At 40.9% G+C, this 16,478-nt stretch carries 18 protein-coding genes and 2 tRNA genes; 14 read left to right on the top strand and 6 right to left on the bottom strand.

Annotated features, from left to right (window positions below):
• The first annotated feature begins 9 nt into the window (after window positions 1-9).
• The 5 genes from V7O63_RS13235 to V7O63_RS13255 all read left to right on the top strand — a co-directional run bounded on the left by V7O63_RS13235 (window position 10) and on the right by V7O63_RS13255 (window position 4,387).
• Window positions 10-183: a hypothetical protein gene (locus tag V7O63_RS13235; RefSeq protein WP_177188091.1), complete on the top strand. Its 174-nt coding sequence runs from the start codon at window positions 10-12 to the stop codon at window positions 181-183.
• Window positions 184-314: 131 nt separating this feature from the next.
• Window positions 315-1,034, top strand: a complete 720-nt coding sequence (locus tag V7O63_RS13240; RefSeq protein WP_340819017.1) for a zonular occludens toxin domain-containing protein — start codon at window positions 315-317, stop codon at window positions 1,032-1,034.
• A 92-nt stretch (window positions 1,035-1,126) separates the two neighbouring features.
• The gene (locus V7O63_RS13245) at window positions 1,127-1,360 is read left to right on the top strand and encodes a hypothetical protein (protein ID WP_340819018.1); all 234 of its coding nucleotides are present in this window, start codon (window positions 1,127-1,129) and stop codon (window positions 1,358-1,360) included.
• Window positions 1,361-1,539: 179 nt separating this feature from the next.
• Window positions 1,540-3,099, top strand: a complete 1,560-nt coding sequence (locus tag V7O63_RS13250) for an SIR2 family protein (protein WP_340819019.1) — start codon at window positions 1,540-1,542, stop codon at window positions 3,097-3,099.
• Between the two features lie 349 nt (window positions 3,100-3,448).
• Window positions 3,449-4,387: a hypothetical protein gene (locus tag V7O63_RS13255; protein ID WP_340819020.1), complete on the top strand. Its 939-nt coding sequence runs from the start codon at window positions 3,449-3,451 to the stop codon at window positions 4,385-4,387.
• A 37-nt stretch (window positions 4,388-4,424) separates the two neighbouring features.
• On the opposite strand, the gene V7O63_RS13260 is transcribed toward V7O63_RS13255, so the two are convergent.
• On the bottom strand, window positions 4,425-5,330 hold the full coding sequence (locus V7O63_RS13260; RefSeq protein WP_340819021.1) for a site-specific integrase: 906 nt from the start codon (window positions 5,328-5,330) through the stop codon (window positions 4,425-4,427).
• Between the two features lie 141 nt (window positions 5,331-5,471).
• A tRNA-Gly gene (locus tag V7O63_RS13265) sits at window positions 5,472-5,543 on the bottom strand.
• Window positions 5,544-5,649: 106 nt separating this feature from the next.
• Here V7O63_RS13265 and V7O63_RS13270 point away from each other — a divergent pair.
• Entirely contained in the window at window positions 5,650-6,672 is a 1,023-nt protein-coding gene (locus V7O63_RS13270; protein ID WP_340819022.1) for an ATP-binding cassette domain-containing protein, read from the top strand.
• Between the two features lie 7 nt (window positions 6,673-6,679).
• Here V7O63_RS13270 and uvrB read toward each other — a convergent pair whose 3' ends face one another.
• From uvrB to V7O63_RS13290, 4 genes are all read right to left on the bottom strand, one after another.
• Window positions 6,680-8,662, bottom strand: a complete 1,983-nt coding sequence (uvrB, locus tag V7O63_RS13275) for an excinuclease ABC subunit UvrB (RefSeq protein WP_340819023.1) — start codon at window positions 8,660-8,662, stop codon at window positions 6,680-6,682.
• Window positions 8,663-8,804: 142 nt separating this feature from the next.
• Complete coding sequence (locus tag V7O63_RS13280) at window positions 8,805-9,134, bottom strand: DUF131 domain-containing protein (RefSeq protein WP_340819024.1); 330 nt, start codon at window positions 9,132-9,134, stop codon at window positions 8,805-8,807.
• On the bottom strand, window positions 9,134-9,301 hold the full coding sequence (locus V7O63_RS13285) for a DUF131 domain-containing protein (protein ID WP_340819025.1): 168 nt from the start codon (window positions 9,299-9,301) through the stop codon (window positions 9,134-9,136). Before V7O63_RS13285 ends, V7O63_RS13280 begins: the two co-directional genes overlap by 1 nt.
• Before the next feature lie 110 nt (window positions 9,302-9,411).
• The gene (locus V7O63_RS13290; RefSeq protein ID WP_340819026.1) at window positions 9,412-10,299 is read right to left on the bottom strand and encodes a hypothetical protein; all 888 of its coding nucleotides are present in this window, start codon (window positions 10,297-10,299) and stop codon (window positions 9,412-9,414) included.
• A gap of 619 nt (window positions 10,300-10,918) precedes the next feature.
• On the opposite strand from V7O63_RS13290, the gene V7O63_RS13295 reads away from it, so the two are divergent.
• The 8 genes from V7O63_RS13295 (at window position 10,919) to V7O63_RS13330 (ending at window position 16,474) form a co-directional block, all read left to right on the top strand.
• Window positions 10,919-12,154: a proteasome-activating nucleotidase gene (locus V7O63_RS13295; protein ID WP_340819027.1), complete on the top strand. Its 1,236-nt coding sequence runs from the start codon at window positions 10,919-10,921 to the stop codon at window positions 12,152-12,154.
• An 85-nt stretch (window positions 12,155-12,239) separates the two neighbouring features.
• Window positions 12,240-12,314: transfer RNA gene (locus tag V7O63_RS13300), tRNA-Glu, on the top strand.
• Window positions 12,315-12,649: 335 nt separating this feature from the next.
• Window positions 12,650-13,711 (top strand): tyrosine-type recombinase/integrase, encoded by a 1,062-nt coding sequence (locus V7O63_RS13305; RefSeq protein WP_340819028.1) that lies wholly within the window; start codon window positions 12,650-12,652, stop codon window positions 13,709-13,711.
• A 761-nt stretch (window positions 13,712-14,472) separates the two neighbouring features.
• Window positions 14,473-15,045, top strand: coding sequence for a hypothetical protein (locus tag V7O63_RS13310; protein WP_340819029.1), 573 nt, complete (start codon window positions 14,473-14,475; stop codon window positions 15,043-15,045).
• A complete protein-coding gene (locus V7O63_RS13315) occupies window positions 15,045-15,569 on the top strand; it encodes a hypothetical protein (RefSeq protein WP_340819030.1) in 525 nt (174 codons plus the stop codon). Before V7O63_RS13310 ends, V7O63_RS13315 begins: the two co-directional genes overlap by 1 nt.
• Window positions 15,566-15,787, top strand: a complete 222-nt coding sequence (locus tag V7O63_RS13320; protein WP_340819031.1) for a hypothetical protein — start codon at window positions 15,566-15,568, stop codon at window positions 15,785-15,787. The genes V7O63_RS13315 and V7O63_RS13320 overlap by 4 nt, the downstream gene beginning before the upstream one ends.
• A gap of 16 nt (window positions 15,788-15,803) precedes the next feature.
• A complete protein-coding gene (locus V7O63_RS13325) occupies window positions 15,804-16,073 on the top strand; it encodes a hypothetical protein (protein WP_340819032.1) in 270 nt (89 codons plus the stop codon).
• Window positions 16,070-16,474, top strand: a complete 405-nt coding sequence (locus tag V7O63_RS13330; RefSeq protein WP_340819033.1) for a hypothetical protein — start codon at window positions 16,070-16,072, stop codon at window positions 16,472-16,474. Before V7O63_RS13325 ends, V7O63_RS13330 begins: the two co-directional genes overlap by 4 nt.
• The last annotated feature ends 4 nt before the right edge of the window (window positions 16,475-16,478 follow it).

A 16,478-nucleotide genomic window follows, 5' to 3' on the forward strand; every position in this document is an offset into this window, starting at 1 on the left:
GAAAGTAGAATGGGAACCCAAGAAATGCTCGATAACCTGTCAATAGTGATCATCTGGTTCATCGGTATTGCAACCGATGTAATGATGCTATTCCTTGAAATGCCTCTTGTCATTTTCACAGCTGCTGCAGTTGTTGGTATGGCATTTGCTCTTGTGCGTAAGTTCTTCAGAGCTAAGAAATAACGTCGGGTCATGTGGAACTCTTGAACCTTACTGATCATTTGGTTCTCGGGGTCTGCATGACCGACGTCAAAAGTCCAGGGCAATGTAAGCATTGCCCTAGACGTACTTAATATCCAATTTTAGGTGATGTTATGATCTATATTTATTGGGCTCCTCCCAGGAAAGGTAAGACCTTTACCTGTACTGCAGAAGCACTGCAGAGAATGGAAGAGGTCCACAAGAAGAGATTGAAAGACCCTGATTTTAAAGGTAGGGTATTCTCCAATTATCCCATTGAGCACTCTAAACTCGGCTTCTGTGATGTCTGGAAGCCTGAATATGTATATCTCCCTATCTATGATAGCTACATTTTCATAGACGAAGCATACAGGGACTTTAACAGCAGGAAACATAAGAGTTTCACAGATGATGAACACCTGTTCTTTTCCACCAATGGCCATAACGGAAATGACATAAACCTGATAGCTCAGAATCCTGCAAGGATCGATCTGGTCATACGTGAAATGACTGATACCTTCTTCTATGTAAAAAAGACCGAGATCCCCTTAATTGGTCGTCCTCTCTGGTTCACTATCGATGCATACCTTACAGAAGATGACTTCAAACGCAGACACCAGGATAAAGAGGCCATGTATAACAGGTCTCGTTTAAGGTTCTCCGTCAAGGTTGCAAGGGCATATGATACTCACTATTTCCGTAAAGAGTGCGATGAAGAACCAACCTTCCTTAATTGGTCTGAAGAATTGGGAATCGATCCAGGTAACAGGAAACCTGAAAGACCATTTTTGCAAAATGCTATCGGCAGAATAAAAGACAGGTTCTCTTCTCCGGAGCTGGTGACAGATGAATGAGGATCTTATGTTCTTACAAGGCCTCTGGCATCTCCTGTCTTTGACCTTTTCCGAGATATCGTTTAAAATTCGTTCTTACTGGAAGCGATGAAATGTATAATGCTACACTGAACACTACACTCGTACAATATGGGAATGATTTCCTGATATCAAATGATCAGGTCTTTCTTTCCCATGCTTTTACTATGGAATACCTGAAGGTAATAATCTTCATGTTCCTGGTAGGTTTTGTCATGGGGTTAGGCCTGACTTCTATACTCCTGATCTATTCAGATGAGATAAAAGGAAAGATCAGTCATGTTAGAATGAAGTATGTTAATGTGTAATTGTCCTTGTTGCACAGCTACACCATTTAATCATGAAGCTCTAGAACAGATTGATAAATATGTGATTCTTTGGCTAGGTGAAAATGTAAATAAATGAATTACAGTAGATTATATGATACTATAACAAATAGTTATATATTAACAGCAACTTTTTTTATGAAAATAGATAGGGATCATCAATGGAATCGGATATCAAAAATGCACTTAGTAATCATTTTCAACAACTACCATCCTCTCCTTTTTTGTTTGTAGGTTCTGGTTTTTCCAGACGATATATAGGTTTAGAAGGATGGGAAGAGCTTTTGAGGCTTTTTTGTAAAAAACTAGATAAGCCTTATAAATATTACGTTTCAATTTCTGATGGTACATTACAAGATGTTGCGACACAAATGTCCCCAGACTTTAATAATATGTGGTGGTCATCTCCTGATTTTAAAGAGGAAAGAGAACTATATACGAATCATATTTCTGGTCAATCTTCTGCTCTCAAAATCTCAATTGCAAACTATATTAAAACGCTTACTGTGGATGAGATATCAGATTCTATGCTAAAAACTGAGATTGATTTACTGACAAACTCTAACATAGATGGTATTATAACTACAAATTGGGATATCTTTCTAGAGCATCTCTTCCCAGAATATAAGGTTTATGTTGGACAAGAGGAACTCATAAGTTCATCTCCCCTTTCAATAGCTGAAATATATAAAATCCATGGATGTGTTTCTAGTCCTAATAGCTTGGTTTTGAATAGTTCAGATTACGAAGAGTTTAACAAAAAAAATGCATATCTTGCAGCTAAATTAATCACATTATTTATTGAACATCCAATTATTTTCATAGGCTATTCATTAAGTGATTCTAATATTGTTGACTTATTAAACTCTATAGTAAATTGTCTTACAGAAAGTGGGCTTGAAAAACTTAAAAATAACCTAATATTTGTTCAACGTCTAAAACCAGGAAGAGTTGAAGGTATTTCAGATACTATAATGGCATTAGATGGTGTCAATCTTCCAATAAAGAGTGTAACTACAAGCAGTTTTGTTCCTGTGTACGAAGCAATTGGAACTATTGAAAGAAAAATACCTGCAAATATTTTGCGTCATTGTAAAGACCAATTTTATACTTTGATAAAAGATAATGATCCTAATGGACAATTATCTGTTATTGACTATGACAATATTGAAAATTATGATGATATTCAGTTTTTTGCAGGAATTGGTGTTTCAGATATAGTCTCTAACTTGGGTTATAGATCTATAAAAGCAGATGATATGTTCTTTGATTGGTTTGATGGTTCTGGTAATTTTGATTCCGACCAAATAATTGCAAATACTATTCCACAATTAAAGCCCGGTAGGTCATACCTACCAATCTATAAGTATTTGCATGATAGTGGTATTTGTTCTTATTCCGATTATGTGGCTTCAGATTTAGATTTTGAAAGTCTCCTAGCTCAAAATCATGAAAAATATCAAACTTCCCAAAAGAAGAGAAGTTATGAATTACATGCTCAAAATAAAACATTAGCACAAATCATTGATGAATTCGACGCAGATAAAGCATGTACCTATATTCCATTCTTGCCTACAGATCAGATTAATATTGATGTTCTTGTAGAATTCCTTGATGCAAACAGGCATCTAATAGAGCATAACACTCATAAAACTTATTATAGAAAGATGATCTGCTTGGCAGATTACCTTAAATATGGGTGGCCAACAACTGCAGCATGAATTTACTATAAAAGTAACATATTTTTATTTTTTATAATGTTGTCGCAAGAAAAATAGTTCAGTGCTCATGAGGGAGCCAGGCTTCAGCCTGGCTCCCCTATGCTCCTTATACCGAAGGATAATGCGACGTATAGATGATTGGTTATTTCAATTAAATAACAAGTTTTTTATTTGTTGTGTATGTTGATTTAAATATAGAAGTTTTTAAAACGTTATGGCATAGAAAATGATTAAATGGTTTTGTTCTTTTAGGAAAATAATAGCTATTTTGACTATACTATTAATTTTTACTTTGTTTTGTTTTTCTGCAAATGCAAATAATTCTACGCCTATTAATGAATCAAAAACTGTGAGTGGAGTATTAAATGAATCCATAGTTGATTCAATAGATAATAATACTGATTCTGCAAATAATTCTTCAATTTTACAACCTGATACATCTGAATCTCAGGGCAATATTGAAAATAGCAATTTTTGGACAGAAAATACTATTAATATGGCTACTTTTCTAACATCTATTGTTTCTCTTTTTACTTTGTATGAATTAAGAAAACAACGCAACTTATCAAGTACTCCAAATATTCATGCTATATCAGAAAAAATGGTTGTTGAAGCAACATCTACTCCGCTAGGATCTTTTGATGGAGAACTCGTTCTTGATTTAAAATGCAATTTATTCAAAATTCCTGAATATGAATTCATACCTATTTACAAAATTCCACTGAAAATAATCAATACTGGTTCAAGTCCTGCCATAGATGTAAAAATAACCTGGAACTATGATTATGAAACTTTAAAGAAAACAGCATCTGACTTCAATAAATTAAGACCTAATTTTAAATGTAGACTTGCAAGGAAATTTATAGATATTAGTTCAATTGATGGAAAATATAATTCAACTTACTTGACAGAATATAATTTTTCAGAACTTGGATATTTACTTCCTTTTTCAAGCGAGCATGAGGAAATTACAGTAAACATGCCTAGAATTATTTCTGTATATCTTATTTTGAACTTAAATGCGATAACAAAATCAAATCTTGATCAGGATATTATTATTCACCCTTTGGACATAGTTATTGAATATTACGATAATCTAAACATATTCCATAAAGAAAACTATATTATGAAATTTAATCCCATGTTAGTAACTTCTAATATTATAAAAGGTAAAAATGGGGAAAATATTGAAAATTTTAATAATATTAAATTCCTTATAGAATTGCAGAAAGTTAAAAAAAGCAAAATTTGGAAGAAAAAGATTGAACAAGTATTTAACATAAATTGATATAATCATTGATTAACATGTCAGCAATTACATATTGCTATCTTGTTAATTCCGGAACACAAGACAGATATTCTTTCCTCACAAGTTCCGGGTCAAATTCCAGGTAATTATTAGCCCAGGTCTTTTTCTTTAATGAATCTCCCCTGAGCCATTTGATATAAACTTCCTGCATCCCTGCTCTCTGCATCTGAGTGGTGAAAAAACCACGCAGACAATGAGAAGTTAAACGAGTGTGTAAAGGTCCGTGATGATCGTGTAAGCCTAAAGGTTTAGCATAGTGTTGGATAACTGCATTAACGTAGTCCTTGTGTATCCTGTAACCTGTTGTTGAGATCCACAAATAATCTGATCTTGGTTTCTGTTCTTCTCTCCAGATCAAGTACTGTTCGAGCAGATCATGTAATTCTTGATCAATAAAACCTATCCTTACCTTACGTTTCTTTTTAGATGGCCAGTATATCATATCTTTTCTAAGATCGATATCATCCTTCTTGAGTGCCAGGAACTCACCCTTTCGACCTGCAGTTTTAGCCAGGAACGTTACAATAGTTCTTTCTAATACGGATTCGTGTTCTATACTCGCTATCAATTGCCTCATTTCACGTAGTTCTGGTATTTGCCTGGACTCTGGCATTTCAGGCTGATTAAGATATCTTTTCCTGATCTGGCCTACTGGGTTCACTCGTATCTTTTCGCAGAACAGCAAATAATCAAATAAGCCCGATATAGCTGCAAAATCACGTTTGATAGTACCTACTGTAATATCCTTAGTTTGCAGATGGCCTAAATAATCAAGTATCTCGTGTTTCGTGCATTTTGTCGGGTCTGGATACTCATCAAGGAACCTTTTTACACTGCCTCTGTAAGTTTGAACTGTGCGCAACTCTAGTCCTCTGAGCTCACAATCCCTTACAAATTCATTAATTAGATCAATTTGCACCATCTAAATGAAAATTAAAAAGAATTAACATATAAAAATTGACTTTCTATAGATTCTATATAGGTAAATAAAGTACTTTCAACTACATAAAATTATAAAAAGTGTAAACTGCTTAGATTAACAGTGTAAGAAAAAAAGGAAAGATGCGCCGACCGGGATTCGAACCCGGGTTTAAGGCTTGGAAGGCCTCAGTCATAGCCACTAAACCACCAGCGCACGATGGACAATCCAATACACTGCTTTTACAAATATAATCTTTTCGCTTGATAATGAATCTTGCAAGGCATCCTATATAAATCGGGACGACATTCAACAATATCTAATGAGCCAGGGAACAGATATTGCCATACGGACAGAGAGCATCAACAAGACTTTCGAGCAGGTAACTGCCGTGAAGGATATCAGCATCACGGTTGAGAAAGGCGAGCTTTTCGGGTTGCTCGGACCCAATGGAGCAGGGAAATCCACACTCATAGGCATGCTGTCCACCATGATAAGACCCACCGGCGGGAATGCGGAGGTCTGGGGATATGACATACGTTCGCAGTCCACAGAGGTGCGCATGTCCATCGGGGTCGTGTTCCAGGGCACCACCCTTGACCAGAAGCTTACAGGGCGCGAGAACCTTGACATCCATGGAAGACTCTACGGACTCGGGAAAAAAGAACGCCATGAGCGCATCCATGAAGTGCTGGAACTCGTGGAGCTCAGCGACTGGGCTGACGAGATCGTACAGAAGTACTCAGGCGGAATGATGCGCAGGCTTGAGATCGCAAGGGGACTCATGCATCATCCTGACGTGCTCTTCCTTGACGAACCCACACTGGGACTCGACCCCCAGACAAGGAACCACATCTGGGAATACATCAAAAAGCTCAATCAGGAAAAGAACATCACAATGGTGCTCACCACACACTACATGGAAGAGGCCGACATGCTCTGCAACCGAATCGCCATCATCGACCACGGCATGATAATCGCAGAAGGCACCCCCGCAGAGCTCAAGGCCGAACTCGGCGGGGACATCATCACCCTGAACTTCAAGAGCGAGAACGAGGCTGCAAAGATGCTGGAACACTACAGCGACCGCGACTCTAGCACAAAGGAGATAACGACCGATGGCACATCAATCCGCATAACCGCCACCGACGGCGAGCGGACCATACCCGAGCTCATAAGGATTAGCACCGAACTCGACCTTCACATCGAATCCGTCAACCTGAGAAAACCAACCCTCGATGACGTATTCCTTCACCACACCGGCAAGAACATAAGATACTCCGGCCCCGAGGACCGGAAAAGAAAACGTGGTATCCGGCGCATGGGCCGCCACCCTAGAAAATAAAGCTGATTCAAAGAGAATACTGTTCCCGGAGTTCCTTTATCCTGTCACGAAGCTCCGCCGCCCTCTCGAATTCAAGATTCTTCGCCGCAAGGTGCATATCAGCCTCAAGGTCGATGATGATATCCGCAACCTCACGCACCGATGCATCCTCGGCAATGGCCATGACACCTGAAGCAGCCTGATACTTCTCACCCTCGATAAGTTCCTTCTGCAAAGCCTTTTGGATGGTGGTCGGCGTGATTCCGTGCTCCTCGTTGAACTCCATCTGAAGCTTCCTACGCCTCTCTGTCTCACCGATGGCTCGCTCCATGGAACCCGTCATATTATCCGCATACAGGATGACACGCCCCTCTGAATTTCTCGAGGCACGCCCGATGGTCTGGATGAGCGACCTCTCCGAACGCAGGAAACCCTCCTTGTCCGCATCCAGTATAGCCACGAAGGCAACCTCCGGGATATCAAGTCCCTCTCGCAGCAGGTTGATACCCACAAGCACATCGAAATCCCCCTTCCTCAGACCCCTGACAATCTGCGCCCTTTCAAGCGTATCGATATCCGAGTGCATATACCGTACCTTGATACCGAGTTCCAGCAGATAGTCCGTAAGGTCCTCTGCCATCCTCTTGGTCAGCGTGGTCACAAGCGTCCTGAAACCCTCAGCCGTCACCTTGCGTATCTCACCCATAAGGTCATCCACCTGATTCTCTACAGGCCTGATCTGCACCTCAGGATCCACAAGACCTGTAGGACGAATGATCTGCTCCACCACAGCCCTGCTTTTCTCAAGCTCATACTCCGCAGGAGTCGCCGATACATAGATCACATCATTTATCCGGCGCTCGAACTCATCATAGCGAAGCGGCCTGTTGTCCAGTGCTGAAGGCAACCTGAAACCATACTCCACCAGCGACTGTTTCCTTGCCCTGTCACCATTGTGCATTCCCCTGACCTGTGGGATCGTCACATGGGACTCATCTATAACAAGTAAATAATCATCAGGGAAGAAATCCAGCAGTGACGAAGGAGGCTCGCCGGGACGGCGGCCGTCAAAATGTCTGGAATAGTTCTCGATACCACTGCAATAACCAAGCTCCCTTACCATTTCCATATCGAACTTGACCCTCTGTTCAAGCCTCTGTGCCTCCAGAAGCCTGTTCTCAGACCTCAGTTCAGCCAGCCTGTCAACAAGCTCTGCCTCAATGGTCTTGAGCGCACCCTCGATATACTCATCAGGCATGACGAAATGCTTTGCAGGATATATACCGATACTCTCACCCGCAAGCACCTCTTCCAGCACCTTACCAGTCACCGGGTCGAAGTACGCGATCCTGTCAACCTCATCCCCGAACAGCTCGATACGAATCCCGTTGTTCTCCTGCGCCGGGAAGATCTCTATGGTATCCCCACGCAAGCGGAACGTACCCTGTGTGAAATCAATGTCGTTCCTCTCATACTGTATGTTGATAAGTGACTCAAGGAACTCCGACCGGTCGATCTCCATGCCCGGTGTCAGCATAACTGACATAGCCCTCCACTCATCAGGTGAACCCAGGTTGTAGATACATGATACACTGGAGACCACAATGACATCCTTGCGTTCCAGCAGGGATTTTGTAGCCGAAAGCCTCAGACGGTCGATCTCCTCATTGACGGATGCATCCTTCTCAATGTAAGTGTCCGTTGTCGGCAGGTATGCCTCAGGCTGATAGTAATCATAATAACTGACGAAATATTCCACCGCATTGTCAGGGAAGAACTCACGGAACTCCGAGAAGAGCTGTGCTGCAAGAGTCTTATTGTGAGCTATCACAAGGGTCGGCTTCTGCACGTTCTGTATCACATTGGCTATGGTGAACGTCTTCCCCGAACCTGTCACACCAAGCAATGTCTGGTGTTTCTTCCCCGCCAGCATGCCTTCGGTAAGTTGGGCGATCGCCTTGGGCTGGTCACCCTTCGGACTGTATTCAGAGACTAGTTTGAACGGACGCATCAATACCTTATTGGACCAAACGTGTATAAACGTATTCACAACCCCGATGCATGCGTATTACAGTCTTCGCGACAGCCATGCACATAGTCACAGGATCACAGCTTAACCACAGTGTTTCAGACGATATGAAAAGCTCATGACATCAGAACAGCAGGAAATACAACAACATAAGGATAATAGCCAGAATGATAAGGGTCTGAGCACTCTTGTTGTCCGACCCAATGATAATAGGGATCGGACCAAGCATTATGATGCCACCACCCCTGACATCCGTCCTGTTGTTCATCTGATTGGGTTCTGCCCCGGGGCCCGCAGCCTGCGAAGAGACACCAGAACCCTCAGATGATGAACGATATCCACGACCATCACGATCTTCCGAGCCGCCTGTTCCGAAGAAACCGGATGCAAATATCAGCAAAATACCTGTGAATATCATGAGTATGCCGACGGTAACAAGAAAAATACCGACCATCAGAGCCGCCTCCTTACAAGAAGATATATCACAGCAATAAGTGCACCTGCCCAGAACATCGATGATGTGATCTCAGGAGACGAACCGAAAGCTATCGGGATAGGACCTATGAGAATAACCCCTCCAAAGTCGCCACTACCGGAGAAGGACGAGCTGACCATCCCCATAATAACAAAGATGAATCCCAGAAATATAAGGATAAAACCTGATTTGAGGAAATCCTGCTGGCGCATAGGGAATGGTATAGAAAAGATAGGTAAAAAGCCTGTTCACCTGTTCAGTACTGGAGCCTGTGATAAACAGGTGCTTCAGAAGCCTCTTCCATTCTGTATGTTGACTCAGGCTCATCAGCTATGTAGCGGTATTCACGCTGGGTCCTGTTACCCCTGCGCTCAAGAAGGTTCTTGCGATACATACGGGACAGGTAGGTTGATACCGTGCTCTGTTTAATAGTGCCGTAAACCCTTTCATAGTGCTGCTGGACATCCTGGGAAGAGAACCACACACGAGGATACTCATACCTGAGGAATAGCTCCAGTCTCTCGTTTATAGTGAGAGACTCGTTCATCCTTTCCTGCAGTCTTGGCGTCCTGCGCTGCATCGGCTGCTCAGGATAGGAGGCAGCCGGCTGGGTTTGCATGTTAGGATTTACAGGTTGGTGGACCGTAGATGGAGTTTGTTGTACCGGCTGCCCATATCCATATTGTTGCTGTCCTACTGGAGGTAGGTTTGGTTGCACTAATTGTGATTGTTGATAATTCTGTTGTACAGGCTGCGGAACATAGTTCTGCGGATATTGCAGCATTTGTTGTTGCTGCAATGGTGCCTGCTGGAACTGCTGTTGCTGATACACTGGTTGGACCTGTTGCTGCGGCGGTTGTACAGGCTGGACCTGTTGTACCGGAGCGGTCTGCTGAACCGGTTGTTGTATATCCTGTTGAATAGATGGTACCGGCTGCTGAACGACCGGAACTTGATGTCCACTCTGTTCAGCTATCGGAACCTCAGAATTAGATGAAATGGACGAAGGTTCGGTCATGGTTGCGTTCTCGTCCTCGACATCGTCCAGAACTCCCAGAAGGCGCTTTTTCCAGTGCCTGCCGGAGAATTCGGAACTTTCAATGATCTTGCCATCGTCATCGATGATCTCAAGCCGAACCTTCATCCTTTTTGCCTCTTTGCGGATCCATTTACATCCCCTCAGATATTGATGGATTCACAAAACCATTCAATCCCCTCAGATCTATGGTGTTGCTCTGTTTAATCGTGATCCGTTGTTTTGTGAACACATCTGGAACACAATGTTTCTGTGTGCTTCACAATTACATACATGTTTTTAATATTATATAAATATTTGCTCTAATAATAGTCTGCAAATGTAGGAACCAGAATCTAAACCTTCTAAGAGCTTATTTTCCAGTATTAACACATAGATACAGACCATGTATGTTGTGATATGTTGCTGGAACACACCTGCAATGTAAGAATTGTAATTATGGTTAATAAATATTTCGTTATTTGACGATTTTTACAGATTTTAAACTGCAATTGTCGAATAAATACAGAATTTAAGCCTACTATATACAAAATAAGACTTAAAAACAGTTATTTTTTAATTTAAAGGATTTATAATACAGAAAATTACAGTTTTCAGTGATCAGGGCAAAAATGTAAAAACACCCACATTCAGGTAAACGAGTGAAGAAAAAAGACATGCAGCAAACAAATACGTCACCTGTCAACGCAGTGGGTTTTATATCCAATGATAGCCATACTAAGTCCCTATGTCAAATAGCAGTGCTGAATCACCAATTGACACAATTAGTTCAAAGATCAAGACGCAGATCGAGTCTGACAGTCTTGACGAAAAAGATGTAGAATCATTACTTCACGAGATAGAATTACTTAAAGTCAATAACGAGAACATGCGCGCCAAGCTGCTTGAAGCTAGCATGCTGGCGAACAATTACCTTGAAGAGACGAGCAAGCTCAAGAGACAGATAGAGCAACTTACCACCCCACCACTATTCATCGCCACGGTCATGGAAGTAGACAATGGCCAGGCACTTATCAGACAGCATGGAAACAACCAGGAGGTTGTGACGAAGATACCCACCAACATCAATGTTGAGGCAGGAATGAGGGTCTGCGTGAATGCCGCATTCTCTATTATATCTATAATATCCAGAGCTGCGGACGTGCGCGCGCAGATCATGGAACTCATCAACTCCCCGGGAGTGGACTATGATATGATAGGCGGCCTTGACGATGTGCTGAAAGAGGTCATCGAATCCGTGGAACTACCACTTATCGAGCCCGAGCTCTTTGAGAAGATAGGCATCGAACCACCTACTGGCGTACTGATGTACGGCGCGCCGGGAACTGGTAAGACACTTATCGCAAAGGCTGTTGCCTCAAGGGCGAATGCCACGTTCATCAGGATGTCCGGTTCCGACCTTGTGCAGAAGTTCGTAGGAGAGGGCGCGCGCCTTGTGAAGGACGTGTTCCAGATGGCCCGCGACAAGTCACCATCCATCCTTTTCATAGATGAGATAGATGCAGTGGGCGGCATGCGTACCCACGACGGCACCACAGGTTCCGCAGAAGTGAACCGTACCATGCTCCAGTTACTCGCCGAGATGGACGGTTTTGACGCAACCCAGAATGTGAAGGTCATTGCGGCAACCAACAGGATAGACCTGCTGGATCCTGCCCTTCTCCGTCCGGGACGTTTCGACCGTGTGATAGAGGTCCCACTCCCCGATGAGAAGGGACGCACGGAGATCTTCAAGATCCACACCCGCAAGATGAACCTTGCCGATGATGTTGACTTCGAGAAGCTGGCAACCATGACCAACGGCCTCAGTGGCGCAGATATCAAGGTCATCACAAAGGAAGCCGGTATGTTCGTCCTGAGAAGACGCGGCGAGCACATCACCATGAAGGACCTCATGGACGCCTACGACAAGGTAGTCTCAGAGGAAGAGGAAACAACTTTACCACATAGTATGTTTGTTTAAAACAACAAACATACACTTTTTCACCCGGACGAAAGCTTTATATTCTTTAAGTGACTTTCAAGGGTGCTGTTAGGCAATTCAGAATGCTCCGATAGTGTAGCACGGCCAATCATGCAGGACTCTCACTCCTGCGACTGGGGTTCGAATCCCCATCGGAGCATACGACCCTTTTCTTTTTACTCAATGCGAATATCATTTTGATACTACACAAGTTACCCCAGTCACGTCAATATATAAAATTTTATATAATATCATGACGGATTTTTATGTATGGGAATACTCAACGATCTTACTATCAAAATGGTGAACGACCCACTAAATGAATACTTCAGTGTACAAATCGCCGGAATAATAGCTACATTTTTACTGGCAATCTATATTCTTATTTTGTTGTATGAAAAAGCGGTCGAAGTACACGAAAAAGACAAAGCCAAGAAAGAAAACAATAATTAAAACATTTGTATATATAAGCAACATATACACACTTTTATACTATTGGATATATTTATACAAGTCATGAAGTGTCAGTATAGCAAAGAACAAAAAACTGTATTAGAAGAGTTCTGGCTAGACTGCGAATGTCGAGATTTCCACCAGCGTACTAGAGAAACTTACCGATCGAATGTCAGATACTTTCTTAATTTCACGAAGGTAGACATCAATTCTATTTTTGAAAATTTCTATATTGAAACAAATTTCGATGAACTGAAGAAGTTCCTGCTGCATCTGAGAAGAAGAAAACTTTCCCAAAGTACAATCAATGGTTATTTTGCTGCATTATCGACCTTCTTTGGATTCCTTCATGAATATGATAAAACGAACAAGAACATTATCCCGGATTTTCGAAAAAGATACGTGAGGATGAAGAAGAAGTTCAATCACCAGAGTGAAAGACAGATAATTGATGTCCCTACAATGGTACGTTTAATCGACGAACCATTGAGAACAAAAGCAGGACAAGTGATAAAAGATTATTGTCGAACGGTTCCAGAGAGGGACCGTGCTATAATGACCCTGCTTGCAAAGACAGGACTTAGAAGAGAAGAACTTCGACTTTTAGAGATCAATGATATTGACATAGAAAATGGGATTATCTACATCAACCCTGAATTCTCAAAGAGAACCAACTGTATGGGATTCTTTGACCAAGAAGCCAAGATGATACTTAAGGAATATCTCCGGTGGAGAAGCAGCATTGTGAGAAGTGATAACAGAAAACTGTTTGTGACTCACACAGGTGCAAAGCTAAGAAAGGATGATATCTACTACATTGTTACCTATTACGCTAAAAGAATTGGAATCCATGACCCACATGGACCTACGATGAAGAAATACACTCCAATATGCTTCAGACATTGGTTCACTACCTGGCTTAGAAGGAACGGGATGTCAAGGGAGTTCAGGAAATGGTTGCGTGGAGATGCACCTGAAGGAGCAGACGATTGGTATGACCATGTATTTGCTGAGAATGTCAAACCTGCATATCTTAAACTTATTCCAAAATTTGATGAGTTCAGGACTAAAGCATGTGAAACACCTGTTCAATGTTGCATATAAACAAAACGTCTATTGATATCGATTTTGTATTTATTGCTCATATGCGAAGAATTAAATATAGTTTTGTGAAAACGCTTATATAATAGTATTTTCATAAAAGAATTTACAACGTTGCTACTGATATCTTATAATAAAAATCTTATAAAAATACCCCATACGAACAAATATTTTTAAAAAAACGATATCCAGAGATACTGATTAAAAAAATGTAAAATACGAACAATCTCGGCAAACGGACATGTCTATTTTCAATGTCCCCATAGCGAAAAGCGTTGTTTTTAGCGCAAAAAAATGTCCATATTCAATCTTATCTACAAGATAGGGACATTTTTTGAACGCTCGGTCGTTCCTCCTCGCTCCGCCTGGTCGTCACTTCCCTCGCGAGCCATGGATGAAGACCGGGAAGCTAGCCACCTGCTACGTGAGCCGATCGTTCAGTTGTCGCCAGTACCGGATAGCTGCGCTACTTTCCCCGCACACCGTTTTTTGCTTAATCGCTTCGCTGACAAAAAACGATATGCAGGATAAAGCATCCGGCACAAACGACTGCCCTCTCTAAGCTGTTGAGGGAGTGCCTCTATGGGTGGGTGGTTCCCTGGATCGCACCGGCCAAGTTAGCCAAGTTAGCCAACTGCGCACATTAATTTATTTCAACAGTTATTTAATAAAAACGATATCAGTAGCCACACACACCTTTATATAGTAGTAGATACTAGTATATACTAGTAAGCAATTATAACTTACTAGGATGTTGGCACATCATGAAAGAAGATCTAATAACAATAGGAAGAAAGAACGAAGTTTATAGACCATGTTATATAAAAATAAATAACAAGGAATACCAAATCGAAAAAATACACATTTTCAATAAAGAAGGAATTCTTTATTCTACATATTCCGGCTGGTTTGAAAAGTACATCGGAATTTATCTATCTGAAGATATTACAGAATTCACACTTAATGATGTAGTACTTAAAAGAAAGATAAATTACAACCTAGAAACAAATTTCATTATTTCACTAGGTAAAGATGATTACAGTAATGAAAAACTATGTGAATTGTATATTCACGATGCAACAGTACAAACAATAAAAAAACAGGTTGTCAAACTGGAAACCAACACAACAACCACATACCACGATATTAAAAAAATAACATTGAATGAACTTGAATTTAATGTAAGTGATAATATCACAATACAAGATACTGACTTTGGTATCAAGGTTAAACAGTTTGAAAAGATGTTCAAAGATGATAATATTGATATCAATAGATACCATATTCAAAAAATATTGGAATTGTACAATATAGAAAAAAAAGAAGGTGGTAACTAATGCCACTTTCAACCGCTATTGAGATAATCAACGACCTTAAAGAGCACTTCAAAGCAATTGATAACAATTTTGTTAAGATCATCGATGAGAAAGAGACCGAGATGATCAGAACAGGCATGCATAAGACACAGATAGCTTATGCACTGGCCGACAGCAGCCTGCAGATAGTCAACGCAATGACCACAGATACAACTCACAGACTGCTTCTTGAAATGGGAATTCTTGATAATGTCGACATGACAGACGAAGAAACGGAAATATGGGGAGAAACTGTCACAAAGGCAGAAGAGACATTTAAAAAGTGGGAAATACTCCACTTAAAAAATGATGCTGAGAAGCTACTTTTCAAAACCTGTAAAGAATGGATGCATGATAATAATAAAAGATTGATCAAGGCCGGAAAAAGTAAGGATGAACTGGAATTGGTCAATAAGCTCTTTGACTCGATACACGAACATCCCAGGCACGTTAAGAGCCTTGTGAGCATTTGCATGAAAGTAGATATGTGCGAGGTGGAAAATTGAACACCTCCAACAAGCAACTTTTTAAAATTAATCAACTGGTATGGTACAAAAACCAAGTATGGAAAATAGCGGACCATTGGAAACCTGAAAACAGCGACATGCACCTTTATGCACTATGGTCTCAAGACGAAAAAACCGAGGTTGATGGATGGATACCACAGCCAGAATTAAAAAAATATCAAATACACGCATTAGGATTTAGCAGAGCAGATTATTAATTTTTCAGGTGATAAAATGACAGACGGAAATGATCTTTTATTGAATGGAACAGAGAAAACCGACATAATAAAAGAATGGAATGATACTGTAAATCTGCATGTAAATGATGTATGGATTGGATTAGTAGACCTTGAAACAACAAGAGAGAAAGGCAACTATGCTTTTTTTAAATATGTCAAGGAAATAAAGCAAACCAGCGGATCACTTGATATATTTATAGAGATACCCGAGTGGATAGCAGAGATGGACCAGGAAGAAAAGGACAAGGCAGGAGTGGGAAGATGATAACATTAGGCCAAACTCCCAGAATAACCCTTTTAAAACTTGTCTTTGAAATGCCTTCGGAAGAAATCAAACGATATCTTTTAGACTATCTCAGCCAGGAAGAACAAACCGAAATAAAAAGAATAGCAAGAGAAGCAAGAACCAATGAAAAAAACAAGCTATTCCAAGATATCAAAGGATTCCAGGACATACCTGAAGAAAGACAAATTGAATTTGTAAAGGCAGCTGTCAGTTATGCAATTGCTCAAGGTGGTGCAAGTGCTGCCAATCAGAAAATAATCAGTGTGGAACAATGCCAGGAAGATATTAGAAAATACGGTCCAACTGCATTAAGAATGCATTTGATGCATGGATTTACACCAGGATATCAATTAATCATCAATGGTAGATACGGATACTGATATA

Origin of the sequence: Methanolobus sp. WCC4, assembly GCF_038022665.1 — an archaeon.
Classification (GTDB): domain Archaea; phylum Halobacteriota; class Methanosarcinia; order Methanosarcinales; family Methanosarcinaceae; genus Methanolobus.